Origin of the sequence: Amycolatopsis thermoflava N1165 (assembly GCF_000473265.1) — a bacterium.
GTDB classification, from domain to species: Bacteria; Actinomycetota; Actinomycetes; order Mycobacteriales; family Pseudonocardiaceae; genus Amycolatopsis_E; species Amycolatopsis_E thermoflava.
In genome coordinates, this window is record NZ_KI421511.1 from 243,346 (window position 1) to 261,754 (window position 18,409).

At 71.2% G+C, this 18,409-nt stretch carries 16 protein-coding genes and 1 pseudogene; 12 read left to right on the forward strand and 5 right to left on the reverse strand.

Features of this window, described 5'->3' with window-relative positions; all coding sequences use genetic code 11:
• Positions 1-99: 99 nt before the first annotated feature.
• The 7 genes from AMYTH_RS43355 to AMYTH_RS0101265 are packed head-to-tail and all read left to right on the forward strand — an operon-like array spanning position 100 to position 6,460.
• Entirely contained in the window at positions 100-867 is a 768-nt protein-coding gene (locus AMYTH_RS43355) for a helix-turn-helix transcriptional regulator (protein ID WP_037322116.1), read from the forward strand.
• Positions 864-2,312, forward strand: a complete 1,449-nt coding sequence (gene sufB / locus AMYTH_RS0101240) for a Fe-S cluster assembly protein SufB (RefSeq protein WP_020421260.1) — start codon at positions 864-866, stop codon at positions 2,310-2,312. The genes AMYTH_RS43355 and sufB overlap by 4 nt, the downstream gene beginning before the upstream one ends.
• 1 nt (position 2,313) lies before the next feature.
• Complete coding sequence (gene sufD / locus AMYTH_RS0101245) at positions 2,314-3,480, forward strand: Fe-S cluster assembly protein SufD (RefSeq protein WP_027928764.1); 1,167 nt, start codon at positions 2,314-2,316, stop codon at positions 3,478-3,480.
• Between the two features lie 41 nt (positions 3,481-3,521).
• Entirely contained in the window at positions 3,522-4,292 is a 771-nt protein-coding gene (gene sufC, locus AMYTH_RS0101250) for a Fe-S cluster assembly ATPase SufC (protein WP_027928765.1), read from the forward strand.
• Positions 4,293-4,340: 48 nt separating this feature from the next.
• The gene (locus tag AMYTH_RS0101255; protein ID WP_027928766.1) at positions 4,341-5,627 is read left to right on the forward strand and encodes a cysteine desulfurase; all 1,287 of its coding nucleotides are present in this window, start codon (positions 4,341-4,343) and stop codon (positions 5,625-5,627) included.
• Positions 5,628-6,071 carry a Fe-S cluster assembly sulfur transfer protein SufU gene (gene sufU / locus AMYTH_RS0101260; protein WP_017982994.1) on the forward strand — a complete coding sequence of 148 codons (444 nt, stop codon included), beginning with the start codon at positions 5,628-5,630 and terminating at the stop codon, positions 6,069-6,071.
• Entirely contained in the window at positions 6,068-6,460 is a 393-nt protein-coding gene (locus tag AMYTH_RS0101265) for a metal-sulfur cluster assembly factor (RefSeq protein ID WP_017982993.1), read from the forward strand. Before sufU ends, AMYTH_RS0101265 begins: the two co-directional genes overlap by 4 nt.
• 114 nt (positions 6,461-6,574) lie before the next feature.
• Here AMYTH_RS0101265 and AMYTH_RS43360 read toward each other — a convergent pair.
• The 3 genes and pseudogenes from AMYTH_RS43360 to AMYTH_RS0101280 all read right to left on the reverse strand — a co-directional run.
• Positions 6,575-6,990, reverse strand: a pseudogene (locus AMYTH_RS43360) (helix-turn-helix domain-containing protein); the annotation flags it as partial.
• 53 nt (positions 6,991-7,043) lie between these two features.
• Positions 7,044-7,511 (reverse strand): hypothetical protein, encoded by a 468-nt coding sequence (locus AMYTH_RS0101275; RefSeq protein ID WP_027928768.1) that lies wholly within the window; start codon positions 7,509-7,511, stop codon positions 7,044-7,046.
• A gap of 44 nt (positions 7,512-7,555) precedes the next feature.
• Positions 7,556-9,205 carry a GGDEF domain-containing protein gene (locus tag AMYTH_RS0101280; RefSeq protein WP_378332600.1) on the reverse strand — a complete coding sequence of 550 codons (1,650 nt, stop codon included), beginning with the start codon at positions 9,203-9,205 and terminating at the stop codon, positions 7,556-7,558.
• A gap of 164 nt (positions 9,206-9,369) precedes the next feature.
• On the opposite strand from AMYTH_RS0101280, the gene AMYTH_RS0101285 reads away from it, so the two are divergent.
• The 3 genes from AMYTH_RS0101285 to AMYTH_RS47525 all read left to right on the forward strand — a co-directional run bounded on the left by AMYTH_RS0101285 (position 9,370) and on the right by AMYTH_RS47525 (position 13,576).
• Entirely contained in the window at positions 9,370-10,932 is a 1,563-nt protein-coding gene (locus AMYTH_RS0101285) for a deoxyguanosinetriphosphate triphosphohydrolase family protein (RefSeq protein WP_027928770.1), read from the forward strand.
• A gap of 628 nt (positions 10,933-11,560) precedes the next feature.
• The gene (locus tag AMYTH_RS0101290) at positions 11,561-13,189 is read left to right on the forward strand and encodes an ABC-F family ATP-binding cassette domain-containing protein (protein WP_027928771.1); all 1,629 of its coding nucleotides are present in this window, start codon (positions 11,561-11,563) and stop codon (positions 13,187-13,189) included.
• A 177-nt stretch (positions 13,190-13,366) separates the two neighbouring features.
• Positions 13,367-13,576, forward strand: coding sequence for a helix-turn-helix domain-containing protein (locus AMYTH_RS47525; protein ID WP_017982988.1), 210 nt, complete (start codon positions 13,367-13,369; stop codon positions 13,574-13,576).
• Here AMYTH_RS47525 and AMYTH_RS0101295 read toward each other — a convergent pair.
• Entirely contained in the window at positions 13,563-14,870 is a 1,308-nt protein-coding gene (locus tag AMYTH_RS0101295; protein WP_027928772.1) for a glycosyltransferase 87 family protein, read from the reverse strand. The genes AMYTH_RS47525 and AMYTH_RS0101295 overlap by 14 nt on opposite strands.
• Before the next feature lie 167 nt (positions 14,871-15,037).
• Between AMYTH_RS0101295 and AMYTH_RS0101300 the strand changes: the two genes are divergently transcribed.
• On the forward strand, positions 15,038-16,906 hold the full coding sequence (locus AMYTH_RS0101300) for an ABC transporter ATP-binding protein (RefSeq protein ID WP_027928773.1): 1,869 nt from the start codon (positions 15,038-15,040) through the stop codon (positions 16,904-16,906).
• Here the strand turns inward: AMYTH_RS0101300 and AMYTH_RS0101305 are convergent.
• The gene (locus AMYTH_RS0101305) at positions 16,903-17,616 is read right to left on the reverse strand and encodes a sugar isomerase domain-containing protein (protein WP_027928774.1); all 714 of its coding nucleotides are present in this window, start codon (positions 17,614-17,616) and stop codon (positions 16,903-16,905) included. The two genes, AMYTH_RS0101300 and AMYTH_RS0101305, sit on opposite strands and share 4 nt — an antisense overlap.
• 80 nt (positions 17,617-17,696) lie before the next feature.
• Between AMYTH_RS0101305 and AMYTH_RS0101310 the strand changes: the two genes are divergently transcribed.
• The gene (locus AMYTH_RS0101310; RefSeq protein WP_027928775.1) at positions 17,697-18,371 is read left to right on the forward strand and encodes an alpha/beta hydrolase; all 675 of its coding nucleotides are present in this window, start codon (positions 17,697-17,699) and stop codon (positions 18,369-18,371) included.
• Positions 18,372-18,409: the final 38 nt, after the last annotated feature.

An 18,409-nucleotide genomic window follows, 5' to 3' on the forward strand; every position in this document is an offset into this window, starting at 1 on the left:
ATCCGCGAATCCGCCGTCGACCAGCGCGGTCACGTGACTCCGGTCACCGGCAGTCGACCTGTCTTTGCCTCTCGCCCCGAAATACGACACACTTATGTTGTGAAAAACAGCGGGCCCACCCAGCACCAGGACGGCGCGAGCCGTCCCGCTGCCGTGGTGCCCGCACAGGCCACCCCGGAAGGGCGGACTCGCCACGAGGTCGCCCGCCTCCTGCTGGAGGACGGCCCCATGACGGCGGGTGTCGTCGCCGAGCGGCTGGGCATCAGCCCGACCGCCGTGCGCCGCCACCTGGACGCCCTGGTCGCCGACGGGGAGGCCGAGACGCGGGACGCGCCCCGGCGCGGACCGCGTGGCCGGGGCCGCCCGGCCAAGCTCTTCCTGCTCACCGAGACGGGACGGGCGCGGTTCGGGCACGCCTACGACGACCTCGCGGTCGCCGCCATCCGGTTCCTCGCCGAGCACGCGGGCGAGGACGCGGTGCGGGCGTTCGCGGAGCGCCGGGTGGCCGCGCTGGTCGAGCCGCACCGGGCCGCGGTCAACGCGGCCGACGGCCCCGCGCACCGGGCGGAGGCCCTGGCCGCCGCCCTGACCAGGGAAGGCTACGCTGCGTCCACCCGCCAGGTGGGTGCATCGGCCACCGGTGCCGGCGCGCAACTGTGCCAGCACCACTGCCCGGTCGCCCACGTCGCCGCTGAGTTCCCGCAGCTGTGCGAGGCGGAGACCGAGGCGTTCGCCAAGCTGCTGGGCACCCACGTCCAGCGGCTGGCGACCATCGCACGCGGTGACGCCGCGTGCACGACACACGTCCCTGCGGAAAATCCGCCGGGTCTGCAAGCGAAAGCTCCGGACGGAGGGGAACGCGAATGACTGCCGCTGCCGAGCAGCGCAATCCCACCACGACGCCGCTGTCCCAGGAAGAGACCATCGAGTCCCTGGGCAACTACGCGTTCGGGTGGGCCGACCCGGACGCCGCGGGCGCCAGCGCCCGCCGCGGGCTGAACGCCGACGTGGTGGCCGACATCTCCGCGAAGAAGAGCGAGCCGGAGTGGATGCTCGAGGCGCGCCAGAAGGCGCTGAAGCTCTTCGAGCGCAAGCCCATGCCGAACTGGGGCGCGGACCTGTCGGGCATCGACTTCGACAACATCAAGTACTTCGTCCGCTCCACCGAGCAGCAGGCCGCCAGCTGGGACGAGCTGCCCGAGGACATCAAGAACACCTACGACAAGCTGGGCATCCCGGAGGCGGAGAAGCAGCGCCTGATCGCCGGTGTCGCGGCCCAGTACGAGTCGGAGGTCGTCTACCACAAGATCCGCGAGGACCTTGAGGCCCAGGGCGTCATCTTCCTGGACACCGACACCGGCCTCAAGGAGCACCCGGAGCTGTTCCAGGAGTACTTCGGCTCGGTCATCCCGGCCGGCGACAACAAGTTCTCCGCGCTGAACACCGCCGTGTGGTCCGGCGGGTCGTTCATCTACGTGCCGCCGGGCGTGCACGTGGACATCCCGCTGCAGGCCTACTTCCGGATCAACACCGAGAACATGGGCCAGTTCGAGCGGACCCTGATCATCGTCGATGAAGGTGCGTACGTCCATTACGTGGAAGGCTGCACCGCGCCGATCTACAAGTCGGACTCGCTGCACTCGGCCGTCGTCGAGATCATCGTGAAGAAGGGCGGCCGCTGCCGCTACACGACGATCCAGAACTGGTCGAACAACGTCTACAACCTGGTCACCAAGCGCGCCAAGTGCGAAGAGGGCGCGACCATGGAGTGGATCGACGGCAACATCGGCTCCAAGGTGACGATGAAGTACCCGTCGGTCTTCCTGATGGGTGAGCACGCCAAGGGCGAGGTCCTCTCGATCGCCTTCGCGGGCGAGGGGCAGCACCAGGACGCGGGCGCGAAGATGGAGCACCTGGCGCCGCACACCTCCTCGACCATCGTGTCGAAGTCGGTGGCGCGCGGCGGCGGCCGCACCTCCTACCGCGGCCTGGTCAAGGTCGCCAAGCGGGCGCACCACTCCGCCTCCACGGTGAAGTGCGACGCGCTGCTGGTCGACACCATCTCCCGCTCGGACACCTACCCCTACGTCGACATCCGCAACGACGAGGTGTCGATGGGCCACGAGGCCACGGTGTCCAAGGTCTCCGAGGACCAGCTGTTCTACCTGATGTCCCGCGGTCTCACCGAGGACGAGGCCATGGCGATGGTCGTGCGCGGGTTCGTCGAGCCCATCGCGCGCGAGCTGCCCATGGAGTACGCGCTCGAGCTGAACCGCCTGATCGAACTGCAGATGGAAGGAGCCGTCGGCTGACATGACGGTGGCTGCTGAAAACACCGCCGCTGCTGCGGAGGCCGTCGTCCCGGCGGCCTCCCGCGCGGAGCGCTTCACCGGGTACGACGTCCAGGCTTTCGAGGTCCCCGGCGGCCGCGAGGAGAACTGGCGCTTCACCCCGATGAAGCGGCTGCGCGGGCTGCACGACGGCACCGCCACGGCCTCCGGCGAGGTCAAGGTCGACGTCGACGCCGCCCCCGAGGTGCGCGTCGAGACCGTCGGCCGCGAGGACGAGCGCCTCGGCCAGGCCGGCGTCCCGAGCGACCGGATCGCCGCGCAGGCGTACAGCTCGTTCGCCGCGGCGACCCTGGTGACCCTGCCCAAGGAGACCAAGGCGTCGAAGCCGACCGTGCTGCGGCTGACCGGCCCCGGCGAGGGCAACACCGCCTACGGCCACGTGCAGGTGCGCGCCGAGGCCTACGCCGAGGGCGTGGTCGTGCTCGACCACCTCGGCTCGGGCACCTACGCCGACAACGTCGAGTTCGTCGTCGGCGAGGGCGCCAAGCTCACCGTGGTCAGCGTCCAGGACTGGGCCGACGACGCGGTGCACGTCTCCGAGCAGCACCTCCGGCTCGGCAAGGACGCCACGGTCAAGCACATCGTGGTCACCCTGGGCGGCGACCTGGTGCGCGTCTCGCCGACCGCGACGTTCGCCGACCGCGGCGGCGACGTGGAGATGCTGGGCCTGTACTTCGCCGACGCCGGGCAGCACCAGGAGCACCGCCTCTTCGTCGACCACGCGGTCCCGAACTGCAAGTCGAACGTGATGTACAAGGGCGCGCTGCAGGGCGACGACGCGCACGCGGTGTGGATCGGCGACGTGCTGATCCGGGCCGCGGCCGAGGGCACCGAGACCTACGAGCTCAACCGCAACCTCGTGCTCACCACGGGCGCGCGCGCCGACTCGGTGCCGAACCTGGAGATCGAGACCGGTGAGATCGCCGGCGCCGGGCACGCGAGCGCCACGGGAAGGTTCGACGACGAGCAGTTGTTCTACCTGCAGTCGCGCGGGATCGAGGAGGAGCAGGCGCGGCGTCTGGTCGTCCGCGGGTTCTTCCACGAGATCCTGATGAAGATCGACGTTCCCGAGGTCCGCGAGCGCCTGGCCGAGGCGATCGAGGCCGAACTCGAAGCCGTCGGCAGCTGAGCCACTCCTTCCACCACGAGAGACAGAGACGAAAAAGGGCCATGGCCACACTGGAAATCAAGGACCTGCACGCGAGCGTCAACACCGACGAGGGCGCCAAGGAGATCCTGAAGGGCGTCAACCTGACGATCCGCTCGGGTGAGACGCACGCGATCATGGGCCCGAACGGCTCGGGCAAGTCGACCCTGTCCTACGCCATCGCCGGCCACCCCAAGTACGAGGTGACCTCCGGCGAGGTGCTGCTGGACGGCGAGAACGTGCTCGACATGTCGGTTGACGAACGCAGTCGAGCGGGCATCTTCCTGGCGATGCAGTACCCGGTCGAGGTGCCGGGCGTGTCGATGTCGAACTTCCTCCGCACCGCGGCCACCGCCGTGCGCGGCGAGGCGCCGAAGCTGCGCCACTGGGTCAAGGAAGTCAAGGACGAGATGGCCAAGCTGGAGATCTCGCCCGAGTTCGCCGAGCGCAGCGTCAACGAGGGCTTCTCCGGCGGTGAGAAGAAGCGCCACGAGATTCTGCAGCTGGCGCTGCTCAAGCCGAAGATCGCGATCCTGGACGAGACCGACTCCGGCCTGGACGTCGACGCGCTGCGGATCGTCTCCGAGGGCGTCAACGAGTACAAGGCGAACAACGAGGTCGGCGTCATGCTGATCACGCACTACACGCGGATCCTGCGCCACATCACCCCCGACTTCGTGCACGTCTTCGCCGACGGCAAGGTCGTCGAGTCCGGCGGCAAGGAGCTGGCGGACGAGCTGGAGGAGAACGGCTACGTCAAGTACACCGGCAAGAAGGAAGCCGCGGCGGTCTGACGTTGTTGTACCTCCCGAACTGACACCGCGAGAGAGGAGTTGGCGCGCATGACCACCACAGCCGCGGCCAACACGCCTTTGGACGTCGCTGCGCTGCGCGCCGACTTCCCCATCCTGTCGCGCACCGTGCGCGACGGGAAACCCCTGGTGTACCTGGACTCCGGCGCCACCTCGCAGCGGCCCACCCAGGTGCTGGACGCCGAGCGCCGGTTCCTGGAGACCTCGAACGCGGCGGTGCACCGCGGTGCGCACCAGCTCGCCGAAGAGGCCACCGACGCCTACGAGTACGCCCGCGCCCGCACCGGCGAGTTCGTCGGCGCGGACCCGGGCGAGCTGGTGTTCACCAAGAACGCCACCGAGGGCATCAACCTCGTCGCGTACGCGATGAGCAACGCGGCGACCGCGGGCCCCGAGGCCGAGCGGTTCCGCATCGGGCCGGGCGACGAGATCGTCATCACGGCGATGGAGCACCACGCGAACCTGGTGCCCTGGCAGCAGCTGTGCCAGCGCACCGGCGCGACGCTGCGGTGGTTCGACCTGACCGACACGTTCCGGCTGGACCTGTCCAACCTGGACGAGCTGGTCAACGAGCGCACCAAGATCGTCGCGTTCGCGCACCAGTCCAACGTGCTCGGCACGATCAACCCGGTCGAGCCGATCGTCCGCCGGGCCCGTGAGGTGGGCGCGCTGACGCTGCTGGACGCGTGCCAGTCGGTGCCGCACTTCCCGGTCGACTTCCACGCCCTCGGCGTGGACTTCGCGGTGTTCTCCGGGCACAAGATGCTGGCCCCGTCCGGCATCGGCGTGCTCTACGGGCGCCGCGAGCTGCTCGAAGCGATGCCGCCGTTCCTCACCGGCGGGTCGATGATCGAGCTGGTCACCATGGAGCGCACCACGTTCGCGCCGCCGCCGCAGAAGTTCGAGGCCGGCGTGCCGATGACGTCGCAGGCCGTCGGGCTCGGTGCCGCCGTGGACTACCTGACCGCGATCGGCATGGATCGGGTGGCCGCGCACGAGCACGCGCTCGTCGAGGCCGCGCTGGCCGGGATCGCCGAGATCCCCGGTGTCCGGCTGATCGGTCCCGGGGACAGCGCCGACCGGGGCGCGACCGTCGCGTTCGTCGTCGACGGGGTGCACCCGCACGACGCCGGCCAGGTGCTGGACAGCCTGGGCATCGCGGTGCGCGTCGGCCACCACTGCGCGTGGCCGCTGCACCGGGTCTGCCAGGTGCCCGCCACCGTGCGGGCGACGTTCTACCTGTACAACGATCTGTCCGAAGTGGACGCGCTGCTCGGTGGTGTCCGCGAGGCGCAGAAGTTCTTCGGGGTGGCGTAGGTGAACCTGGAGAGCATGTACCAGGAGATCATCCTGGACCACTACAAGAACCCGCACGGCCACGGCCTGCGGGAGCCCTTCGACGCGGAGTCGTTCCAGGTGAACCCCACCTGCGGCGACGAGATCACCCTGCGGCTGAAGGTCGAGGGCGACAAGGTCGCCGACGTCTCCTACGAGGGGCAGGGTTGCTCGATCAGCCAGGCGTCCGCGTCGGTGCTGACCGATCTGGTGACCGGTCACACCGTGTCGGAGGCGCTGTCCACGATGGACACCTTCGTGGAGATGATGCAGAGCCGCGGCCAGATCGAGCCGGACGAGGATGTGCTGGAGGACGCGGTCGCCTTCGCCGGGGTGTCGAAGTACCCGGCGCGGGTGAAGTGCGCCCTGCTGGGCTGGATGGCGTTCAAGGATGCGCTGACCCGCACGAACGGAGCCGAGAAGTGACCGAGGAGCAGACGCGCGAAGGCCGCACCGCGGAGGACCTGCCCGAGCAGGCGCAGCCGCCTGCCGCGGACGTGGCCAAGATCGAGGACATCGAGGAGGCCATGCGGGACGTCGTCGACCCCGAGCTCGGCATCAACGTGGTCGACCTCGGGCTGGTCTACGACATCCGCGTGGAGCAGGACAACACCGCCACGATCGACATGACGCTGACCTCGGCGGCCTGCCCGCTGACCGACGTGATCGAGGACCAGACGGCCTCGGTGCTGGTCGGCCAGGCCGGCGTGGTGAAGGACTTCCGGATCAACTGGGTCTGGATGCCGCCGTGGGGCCCGGAAAAGATCACCGACGACGGCCGGGAGCAGCTCCGGGCGCTGGGCTTCACCGTCTAGATCTGGATTTTCACCCGCGGAGCACCGCCGCCGCACTCGGGACACCCTCCGGGGAACTCGAGCTGCGCGGCGGTGTTCTGCGTTGTGGGGCTGTCGCACCAGCTAGTCGTGATGTTCAGGGAGGTTGGTCAGCCGGGTGAGGGTGGCTTGCCGCCGGTTGAGCTGGACATCAACATGGATCAGTGAGCCGGGGTGATCGTGTTCGTAGCGGCGCAGCGGCTCGCCGGTGACCCGGTCGATCCGGGAGAGGCGGTTGATCCGGCAGCGCACCAGCACCGCGTGCACGGTGGAGGCGGGCAGGCCGAGCCGGCCGGCGATCTGGACCGGGCCCAGCCGGTGGCGCCAGCGCAGCCGCACCATCGCCCGCAGTAGGTGCTCGGGGGTGCGGGCCGGGCTGTGCAGTGGGCGTGAGCTGCGGTCAGCCATCCCGGCTGGGCCTTCGTCACGGTAGCGCTGCGCCCACTTCACACGGTCTTGGCGGCGACCATGAACATCTCGGCCGCTGCGGTGCAGGTCCAGCCTGTCTGCACGACAGGCCGTCACCGGTCACCTCGAATCGGAACAACGTCCCTGGACATCACAGCTAAACCCGCACCGTTGCCTGCGGTACGCCGCCTCCGCAGTCCGGGCCGTTCGGGTACACCAGCTGGGCGGCGGTGGTCTGTGTCGTGCGGTCCAGCTCGGCACCGGACGCGTCGGTCAGGACCACCGTGATCTCGACCGGCCCTTCACGCAGGTCGGCGACGTCGACGAACGCGTACCAGCCGCCGGTCTCCACCACCCGCGCCGAGCAGCTGTCGTCCGGCCCGGTGCCGGTGCAGCCCTGCGGTTCGGCGGCCGTGGCGCGGTGCAGGTCCGGCCGCCAAGAGCGGCAGTCAGCGCCCCAGCAGGCGGTCACCTCCGCGCCCGCGACGTCCGGCCGGGGCGCCACGTCGAGACTGATCCCCGGCATCGCACCGATCATCGTGCAGGCCCGCTCCCCGTCCGCTGACCCCTCCGACGCCCCGCACGCCGTCAGCACAGCCAGCCCGAGCGCCAACACCGGCAACATCCGCATGCTTCCCAGACGGACCACGCGGCCCGCCGGTTGCACACCTACCCGGCGCGGCTCAATCCCACCGGACCGGCTGGTCGTTGCTCCGGCAGCGCGTGCCGCGAACGGCCGCGCAGCACCTCGACCCGCTCGGAGCCCGGGCGGCCCAGCACCCAGCTCGACCCCGGCACCGACTTGGCCTGCTTCTTCAGCGGCGCCAGCAGCCGCGACGCCTCGCGGTAGGACTCGATCGTCGCCGTGGCGCAGACCAGCGTCGCCAGCGACACGGTCACCGGCATGCCCTCCGCGGTCCACGGCGTGTCCAGCAGCGCGCCCGCGATCGTGCCGATCTCGTCCACGTCGCAGGCGATCAGGAAGTCGTCACCGCCGACGTGGCTCACCACCATCCGCGGCAGCCGCGACGCCAGGTCCGTCAGGGTGCGCCCGATCGCGCGGATCAGGTCGTCCCCGGCGGCGAAACCGGCGTTGTCGTTGACCGCCTTGAACGAGTCGACGTCCAGCCACGCCGCGACGAACGCCTCCCGGCTGCCGATCCGCCGGTCCACGTCTCGCGCCACCGTGTCGCTGCCCGGCAGCCGCGTCAGCGGGTTCAGCGCCGCCGCCTCCTCGACCTTCGCCTCGGCGACCCCGCGCACCACCTCGGTCACCAGCACCACACCGAGGCAGCGGCCCGCGTCGTCGACCACCACCACGTCGTCGCCGGTGCGGCCCCAGTCCGCGTCGGTCACCAGCTCCAGCAGCTCCAGCGCCCCGGCGTCGGCGTGGATCGTGTGCGGCGTGTCCGCGAGCCGCTCCGCGCTGCGCTTCGCGTGCAGGGCGTGCCCGTACGGGCCGGTGACCGACACCAGGAACCGGGTGCGGTCGATGGACCACCGCGGCCGCCCGTCGTCGTCGATCCCGACGATGCCGCTGGGCGCGTCGCCCGCGGCCAGCGCGGTGCGCACGTCGTCGCAGGTCGCGTTGTGCGGCAGGGTGCTCGCCGGGCGCAGGAAGTCCCGCACGCGCGGCGTGGTGAGCGGCCCCGGCGTGAGGCGCTCCTCCGGGTCCGGGATGGCCGGGGTCAGCAGGTGCCCCAGGTGGACCCCGTCCCGGGCGGGGGCGAACAGGTTGCCCTGAGCGATGCGCACCCCCAGGCGGCGCACCGCTCCCAGCTGCGCCTCGGTCTCGACCCCGGTCGCCACCAGTCGCGCACTGGTGCGGGCCGTGAAGTGCAGCAGGGACTCGACGACCGCGACCGAGCCTGCGTCGCCGGGGAGGCCGCGCAGCACGCTGCGGTCGAGTTTGAGGACGTCCACCGGCGCCGCCGCGAGCATCGCGAACGGCAGGTCGCCGCGGCCGAGACCGTCCAGCGCCAGCCGGAAACCCAGCTCGCCGAGCCGGTGCAGGCCGGCGAGCAGCTGTTCGGGCCACACCGAGCAGAACGGCGGCCCGACCTCCAGCACCACCTCGCGCGGCCGCTTGCCGACGCGGGCGAGGGTGTCGAGCAGGGGATCCACCGCGGGCGCGGCCGCGGTGGCGGCCGTGATGTTCAGGTGCAGCGGCAGCAGCGTCTGCTGGTCGGCTTCCGCGCGGACGGCGTCGCACGCCAGTGCGATGTCGGTCTCGACGAGCCGCCGCTCGCGGCGCGCGGTGTCGAGCAGTTCGTGCACGGACCCCTCGGCGGGGCGGGCCAGCGCTTCGAGCGCGACCATGCCGCCGGTGTTCAGGCTGTAGAGCGGCTGGAAGGCGAACCGGACTGGGCGCACGGACCGATCTTCGCTGGTGAGGTGGCCGGTTTGAAAGAGATGTCGACTGATGTTCACCTGCGGGGCGGGCAGCGTACTCCCGCGGGGGTACGGGCGGGACAGATACGGTGATGCGCATGGAACCCGATCCGCGGACGCTACGCCGGGAGAACGCCAGCGAACCGGCGTGGTCCGACCTGGCCGACAACCCCTTCCGGGCCGACCGGGACCGCATCGTGGTGTCGCCGTTCTTCGCCCGGCTCGGCGGCGTGACCCAGGTGGTCAGCGCGGCCGGGTCCGGGCTGCTGCACAACCGGCTCACACACAGTCTCAAGGTCGCCCAGGTCGCCCGCGCCATCTCGCAGCGGCTGCTGTCCTCGGTGGACTCCGCCGAGCTGATCGGCAAGCTCGGCGGGCTCGACCCGGACGTCGCCGAGGCCGCCGCGCTCGCCCACGACCTGGGGCACCCGCCGTTCGGGCATCTGGGGGAGCAGGTGCTGGACCGCATCGCCCGGCACCGGTTCTCGCTGCCGGACGGGTTCGAGGGCAACGCGCAGACGTTCCGGATCATCACCACGACCGACGTGCGTGGCCCGGCGGCGGTCGGGCTCGACCTCACCGCGGCCGTGCGGGCGGCGGTGCTGAAGTACCCGTGGGCGCGGCTGCACTGGCCCGACCCGCACCCGGCCGCGATGCGCATCCCGCCGCGGGGCGCGGCGGAGCCGGACGAGGCGCCGGGCACCGGGTCGAGCAAGTTCTCCGCGTACTGCACCGAGCTGGACGACGTGGTGGCCGCGCGCAGGCCGTTCGCCGGGCGGATCGAGCCGTGGCAGCAGACCGTCGAGGCGTCCGTGATGGACACCGCCGACGACCTCGCCTACGCGATCCACGACATCCAGGACTTCCACCGCATCGGGGTCCTGCAGCACGCCCCGGTGGCCGCCGAGCTGGGGGAGTGGCTCGATCACGCGGTGGAGCTGGCCGGCCTGGACAACGCGACGCTCGCCGCGCAGATCCGCCGCCCCGGCCGTTCACTGGAGCAGCTGCGGCGGCGCATGCACGCCAAGGACGCGTGGATCGTCGACGACGACGCCTTCGCCCACGCGGTGTCGCGAATCCGCGCCGAGCTGGTCGACGGCCTGCTGGCGGAGCCGTTCGACGGTTCGATCGAAGCGGAGCAGGCCACCGCGGCGTTCTCCGCGCGGTGGACGCACCGGCTGGTGGACGGCGTGATCGTGCTGCCGTCACCGTCCAGCCGGGCCGGGCACGTGTCCCTGCGGACCGCACAGTGGCACGAGGTGCAGGTGCTGAAGTTCGTGCACCGCCGCTTCGTGCTGCTGCGCCCGGAACTGGCCCTCCACCAGCGCGGACAGGCGTCACTGCTCACGACGCTGGTCGACGCGCTCGACGCGTGGCTCGCCGACCGGGACGAGGTGTCGCGGTTGCCCAGGCGCCTGCACGACCTGGTCGAGCTGGCGCAGTCGGAGTTCGAGGACCTGGCCCGGAACGCACCCGAACTGCTGGTCGGAGCGACGGGCGAGCCGGTCGCCGGCGCCGACGCCGTGCGGGGACTGGCCAGGGGGAGGGCGGTGATCGACTTCGTGTCGTCGCTGACGGACAAGCAGGCGGTCAGCCTGCTGGACGCACTGTCCGGCCGATCCGGCCAGCCCTGGTCGGACAGCTTCGTGCTCTGAGCAGCACACCACCAGCATCGAACCGCCGGCCGGCAACGCAACGCCACCGACCACCCCAACCAGACCTCCCCCGCCCCCGATCCACAGCCGATCTTTGGTCGCCGACCAGGGTTGTCAAGGCACGCTTTCCCGCCTTGACAACCCTGCTCGGCGACTGAAACACAATCAGGCATCGGGGGCGGGGGGGGCGAAGGTGACCGTTTGAGCGCCGTGAGGCGCTTCCCTGCGCGAAGCGCAGGAAAAAGATCAAGAGATGTCCTCGCCGGACGGGCAGGCTCTGGGATGACAGAAGAGCCCCTCGGCTCACCTCGGGTGGGTGGCTGGGTGGTCATCCCGTCGCCTTCCGGTTTGTGCATATCACCTTGACCCAGGGCCGCAAGGTTGGCATGGTCGGCCGCCGGACCCAGCGCGGGTTGCGGCCCTGGCTCAAGGTGATCGTCACGTGTCAGGCGACGGGATGACCACCCAGCTGTCTTGGCGGCGTGGTGAGTCCCGCCACCGCGGGGAAAATCGGTGGACCGTGATCCGTACACTGGGTTCCGTGGACGTCCAGTTGGAGTAGCTCCGGGCCGCCTGTCCGGCAGGCCCGTCGATGCCACCCGTCCACCCCCGCTATCCGGGAGTTCTCTTGATCACGGCCACCGGCCTCGAACTGCGCGCCGGGTCGCGCATTCTGCTTTCCGACACCACCCTGCGCATCCAGCCGGGCGATCGCATCGGCCTGGTCGGGCGCAACGGCGCCGGCAAGACCACCACCCTGAAGGTCCTCGCGGGCGAGGGGGAGCCCTACGCGGGCGAGGTGCGCCGCGGCAGCGAGCTCGGCTACCTGCCCCAGGACCCGCGCGAGGGCGACCTCTCCGTCACGGCCAAGGACCGCGTCCTGTCCGCCCGCGGTCTCGACGCCCTGCTGCGAGACATGGAGAAGGCCCAGACCGCCATGTCCGAGCTGGTCGACGACGCCGAACGGGACAAGGCGATCCGCCGCTACGGCCGCCTCGAGGAGCGCTTCGCCTCGCTGGGCGGGTACGCCGCCGAGAGCGAAGCCGCCCGCATCTGCGCCAACCTCGGCCTGGCCGACCGCGTCCTCGCCCAGCCGCTGCGCACCCTCTCCGGCGGCCAGCGCCGCCGCGTCGAGCTGGCGCGCATCCTGTTCGCCGCCTCCGACGTGGGCGCTTCTGGCCGCTCGGACACCATCCTGCTGCTCGACGAGCCGACCAACCACCTCGACGCCGACTCGATCAACTGGCTGCGCGGCTTCCTCAAGGGCCATGAGGGCGGTCTCGTGGTGATCAGTCACGACGTCGAGCTGCTGGCCGAGGTCGTCAACAAGGTCTGGTTCCTCGACGCCACCCGCGGCGAGCTGGACAACTACAACATGACCTGGAACCGCTACCTGGAAGCGCGGGCGACCGACGAGAAGCGCCGCCGCCGCGAGCGGGCCAACGCCGAGAAGAAGGCCGCCGCCCTGCAGGCCCAGGCCGCGAAACTCGGCGCGAAGGCCACCAAGGCCGTCGCGGCGAAGAACATGGCCCGCCGCGCCGAGCAGATGCTCGCGAGCCTGGACGACCAGCGCCAGGCCGACAAGGTCGCGCACATCAAGTTCCCGGCCCCGGCCCCGTGCGGGCGCACCCCGCTCACCGCCGAGGGACTGTCCAAATCGTACGGCTCGCTGGAGATCTTCACCGGCGTCGACCTCGCGATCGACCGCGGCACCAAGGTCGTCGTGCTCGGCCTCAACGGCGCGGGCAAGACCACCCTGCTGCGCCTGCTCGGCGGCATGGAGAAACCCGACACCGGCAGCGTCGAAGCCGGCCACGGGCTGCGCCTCGGCTACTACGCGCAGGAACACGAGACGCTGGACCACGACGCCAGCGTGTGGGAGAACATCCGCCACCTCGCCCCCGACACCGGCGCGCAGGAGCTGCGGAACCTGCTGGGCTCGTTCCTGTTCACCGGTGAGCAACTCGACCAACCCGCAGGCACCCTCTCCGGCGGCGAGAAGACCCGGCTCGCGCTCGCGGGCCTGGTGTCCAGCGCCGCCAACGTGCTGCTGCTCGACGAGCCGACCAACAACCTCGACCCGGCCAGCCGCGAACAGGTGCTCAACGCCCTGCGCAGCTACACCGGCGCCGTCGTGCTGGTCACCCACGACCCGGGCGCGGTCGAGGCGCTGGAGCCCGAACGCGTGATCCTGTTGCCCGACGGCACGGAGGATCACTGGTCGGATGATTACTTGGAACTCGTCCAGTTGGCGTGAGGTAAACAAAGGCTCGATTGCTTAGTTGGACTAGGCAACCACCTTGAATGGCGCAATTTTTCCGCCATTGGGCAGGTTTTTCGCCCGTCGTCTGGCAAATTCCCGGTTCGTGTTCGATCATTGCGTGACGAGGCCCACTGTGGCCTGCCAACGCGATCTGGTGGAAGGCGGAACGACGTGGCTGACCTGAAGAAGGGCGCGCGGATCACCGGCAGTACGCGTGACAAGCTGGCCGCTGACCTGAAGAAGAAATACGAGAAGGGTGCCAGCATTCGAGCCCTGGCCGAGTCGACCGGACGCTCGTACGGCTTTGTGCACCGCGTGCTTTCCGAATCCGGTGTGCAGTTGCGCGGACGCGGCGGGGCGACGCGCGCTAAGAAGAAGTAGGCCGGGCACCTCCGGCCTCGGCGCGGCGGAAGCACAACATCGCACCGAGGAGCACGCACGGGTACACCAGGTACCCGAAGCGCGTCGCGGGCGTCAGGAGCGTGAACGCTCCCAGCCCGACGGCGATGCGCCACAACGCGTCCGACCCCGCCACGGGCGGACGCCGCAGCAACCAGACGAGGATCGCGGCAGCGGCGCCCGCGAGCAGGACGAACGCGGCCACTTTCCCGGCCGGTCCGGTACTGGCGATGAGATAGCCCGGCAGCGGGCTCGCCGCCGGTGACGTCACCTGGCCCAGGCCGGCCGGGAACCGGATCACGTGCTCCACGAAGGCCCGCGGGTTCACCAGGAACACCGGGATGTTGAGCACCGCGCACGCGACCACCGTCGTGGTGAGGAAGCGCGCCAGGGCCCTGCCGCCCAGGCGGGCGAAGACGAGCACGGCCAGCACCACCGCGGCCGGTGCGACGATGAGCTTCGCGCTGATCACCAGCGCGAGGACGATCCCGCCCGCCGCCGGACGGTCCCGGGCCGCGAGCGCGGCGGCGACGAGCATCAGACCGACGATCGCCAGGTCCGGCCCGGCGACCGCCCAGGTCAGCGCGGTGAGCGGGCACGCCATCGCGAACTGCGCCGCGCGTACCGGAACCCGCGGCGTCCGGGACAGCCGGATCGTCAGCCACGCGCACACGCACGCGGTCAGGGCGAACACCAGCCGCGCGTCGGTGAGCGCGTCGGCCACCGGGCTCCCGCCGAACAGGGCGCGGGGCAGCCCGAACACGGCCATGACCGGGCCGTAGGGCGTGTAGTCGTTGACCTCCGGCGCGCGGGTGAGCGCCTCGACGTCCACGTACGGCGTGCCGTTGTCCAGCAGCAGGCTCGCCGACCGCTCGATCACCCACACCTCGGGCTGGGCGCTCCAGGAGAACGGCGTGTTCAGCCAGTCGGTGCCGGTGAGCCGCCGGACCACCAGGACCGTCAGGGGCAGCAGCATCGACAGCACGCCGATGCCGGCGATCCCCACCCAGCGGGAGCGCAGCAGCCCGCCCTGCCGGCGGGTGGCGATCAGCCAGCCGGTGTGGGCGGTGGCGAAGCCGTAGCCGAACGCGGCGCACGAGCCCCAGATGCGGAAGCCGTAGAACTGGTTGGTGAGGGCCAGCGCGATTGCGTAGACGGTGCACCCGAGGTAGAAGACCAGGTCGACGGTCAGCGGGTGCGCGGCGAGCAGGGCCCGCCAGCGGTCGAGGGCGGCGGCGGGGACCGGCCGGCGCACCTCGGTGCGCTCAGTGGTCATCGCGGGCCGCCGGGTGGTCTCGCACCGGTTTCGTCCCTCCCCATGGGCAAAGGTTACCGAGGGCGGAATCGCGGGCAACGCCTGGGAAGCTTTTGGTGACCTTCCGCGTTGACCTCTGCGTCTTCGGGGTAGACATCAAGTAATGTCGAACTTTTAGGGTGGGCGGCGTGGACAACACCTGGTCGTTGATGAGTTCGGCGATGCGCGCGGCGAACGCGCCGAAGGGCCTCGCGCCCGGAACCGTGCGGCGGGTCGCGCGCTTCGCCCGCCCGTACTGGCGCAGCCTGCTGGTCTTCCTGGCGCTGACCGTGGTGTCGGCGGTGATCGCGGTCAGCACGCCCGTGCTGGCGGGCAAGGTCGTCGACACGATCGTCGGCGGCAAGGACGCCGGCCTGGTCGTGCTGCTGGCCGTCGTCGTGGCCGGGCTGGCGATCGCCGACGCCGGGTTCGGGCTCGTCGAACGCTGGCTGTCCGCCCGCATCGGCGAGGGACTGATCTACGACCTGCGCCGCGCGGTGTTCGAGCACGTGCAGCGCATGCCGATCGCGTTCTTCACCCGCACCCGCACCGGCGCGCTGGTCAGCCGCCTGAACAACGACGTGATCGGCGCGCAGCGCACCTTCACCGCGACCCTGTCCGGCCTGGTCACCAACGTGATCCAGCTGGTGCTCTCGCTCGCGGTCATGGTCACCCTGTCCTGGCAGGTGACGCTGCTGGCGCTGGTGCTGCTGCCGGTGTTCGTGCTCCCCGCGCGCCGCATCGGCCGCCGGATGGCCGACCTGCAGCGCGAGTCGGCCCAGCTCAACGCCGGGATGACCACCCAGATGACCGAGCGGTTCTCCGCGCCGGGCGCGACGCTGGTGAAGCTGTTCGGGCGGCCGAAGCGGGAGGTCGAGGACTTCGGCGCCCGTGCCGGCCGGGTGCGGGACATCGGCGTGCGGACCGCGATGCTGACCCGCTGGTTCATGACCAGCCTCACCCTGGTCTCGGCCCTCGCGACGGCCCTGGTCTACGGGCTCGGCGGCTGGCTGGCGATCCGTGGCCAGCTCGCCCCGGGCACCGTCGTCGCCCTCGCGCTGCTGCTGACCAGGCTCTACAGCCCGCTGACCGCGCTGGCCAACGTCCGCGTGGACGTGATGACCGCGCTGGTGTCGTTCGAGCGGGTCTTCGAGGTGCTCGACCTGGATCCGATGATCACCGAGAAGCCGGACGCCCGCGCCGTGCCGGAGGGTGGCGTGTCGGTCGAGTTCGACGACGTCCGCTTCGCCTACCCGGCCGCCGACAAGTACTCGCTCGCCTCGCTGGAGGAGGTGTCCACACTGGACACACGTGGCGGCGAGGAGGTCCTGCACGGGATCAGCTTCCGTGCCGAACCGGGGCAGATGGTCGCGCTGGTCGGCTCGTCCGGAGCGGGCAAGTCGACTATCGCGTCGCTGCTGCCGCGCCTCTACGACGTCGACTCCGGCGCCATCCGGCTGTCCGATGTGGACGTCCGCGACCTGGCCTTCGCCGCGATCCGGGACACCGTCGGCGTGGTCACCCAGGACGGGCACCTGTTCCACGACACCATCCGCGCCAACCTGGAGTACGCGCGGCCGGGTGTCGCGGAGGAGGAGATCTGGGACGCGCTGGAGCGGGCGCGGCTCGCCGAGCTGGTCCGCAGCCTGCCCGACGGGCTGGACACGCTGGTGGGGGAGCGTGGCTACCGGCTCTCCGGCGGTGAACGGCAGCGGCTGACCATCGCCCGGCTCCTGCTGGCGCACCCCAGGGTGATCGTGCTGGACGAGGCGACCGCGCACCTGGACTCGGAGTCCGAGGCGGCGGTCAGCGAGGCCCTGTCGCACGCGCTGGAAGGCCGGACCGCGCTGGTCATCGCGCACCGGTTGTCGACCGTGCGGGCGGCCGACCAGATCCTGGTGGTCGAGGCCGGGCGCATCGTCGAACGCGGCACCCACGAGGAGCTGCTCGCCGCGAACGGCCGCTACGCCGACCTCTACCACACCCAGTTCGCCGAGGAGCCCGCCGCGGCGGCTTAGCGGAGGGCGGGCACCCGCGGGCGGTAGTGGTCCAGCAGCGCGGCGTTGGCCGCGTCGCCGCCCTCGACGTTCGAGCTGCGCCACAGCGGCACCTCGACGCCCTCCCGCCGGGCGCTGTCGAAGACGTGCGCCAGCACCTCGTTCCACAGGAACACGTTGAGCAGCGAGGACAGCGCCACCGTGCGCGGGTCGTCCGCGGGGAAGGCGGCGTCGCCCGGCCGGACGCCGGTGTCGAGCACGACGTCGGCCTGCTCCAGCAGCGTGCTGTGCGAGCGGCGCGGCGCCGCCTCGACCGACGCCCGCGAGGTCACCGCCACCACCGGCGCGCCCGCCGCGCGGGCGGCCTCGGCCAGCTCAACCGGGTAGGGGTTGACGCCCGAGTTGGAGAACACGAACACCACGTCGTCCCGCCCGGGCGCGCGCTCGGCCAGCACCTCCGCGGCCAGGCCGGACCGCCGCTCGGCCGCCGTGCTGGCCGCGGCGCCGTGCAGCGGCAGCAGGTCCGGGTGGTACAGCGGGTACACGCAGGCCAGGCCGCCCGCGCGGTAGAACGTCTCGGCGACCGACGCCAGCGAGTGCCCGGCGCCGGCGGTGAACACCAGCGCATCCGCCCGCACCGCGCCCAGCACCAGCGCGGCGGCCCGCTCGATCTCCCTGCGGTTGCGTTCGCCGGCCTGCTGCAGCGCGCCGGCGACCAGATCGTTGATCATGCGCCCGACCCTAGGCGGCGGACCACCCCGTGCGGGTGGTCGGCGGAAGAATCGCCCCGGGCGCGGTGTTGGCACCTGGTGTGAGCGATCCGGTGCTGACGACCTGGCGCGCCCGCGGACCGGTGCGGGCGGTCGTGCTCGTCCTGCACGGGGGCGCCGAGAACGGCCTCAACGTGGTGCGGCCGTGGGGGCCGGCCTACCTGCGGATGGTGCCGCTGGCGCGGCAGATCCTGCGGGCCGGGGCGCCGCACGGGGTGGAGGTGCGGCTGCTGCGCAACCGCGTGCGCGGGTGGAACGACCCCGACCTGCACCCGGTGGCCGACGCGCGGTGGGCGCTGCGGCGGATCCGGGCCGAGCGGCCGGACGTGCCGGTGTTCCTCGCCGGGCACTCGATGGGCGGCCGCGTCGCGTTGCGGATCGCCGACGAGCCGGAAGTGCGGTCGGTGCTGGCGCTGGCCCCGTGGACGCCGATCGGCGAGCCGGTCGAACCGGTGACGGGCAAGACGGTCGTCATCGCCCACGGCACGCGTGACCGCATCACCCGGCCCGCGGAGTCCTTCGCCTACGCGGAGCGCGCCCAGGCGGTCGCGCGGCGTGTGGTGCGGATCGAGGTCATGTCCGAGGGGCACGCCATGCTGTACCGGCCGGGGGTGTGGAACCGGCTGGCCCGCGAGTTCGCCCTGGACGCCGCCGGTGTGGCCCCGCTCACGGCCTGGTCGGTGCGCCCCGACCAGCGGCTTCGCCTGCCCGGGTAGCACTGCGCAACCCTTTCGGGGTGCTGCACGTCCTGATC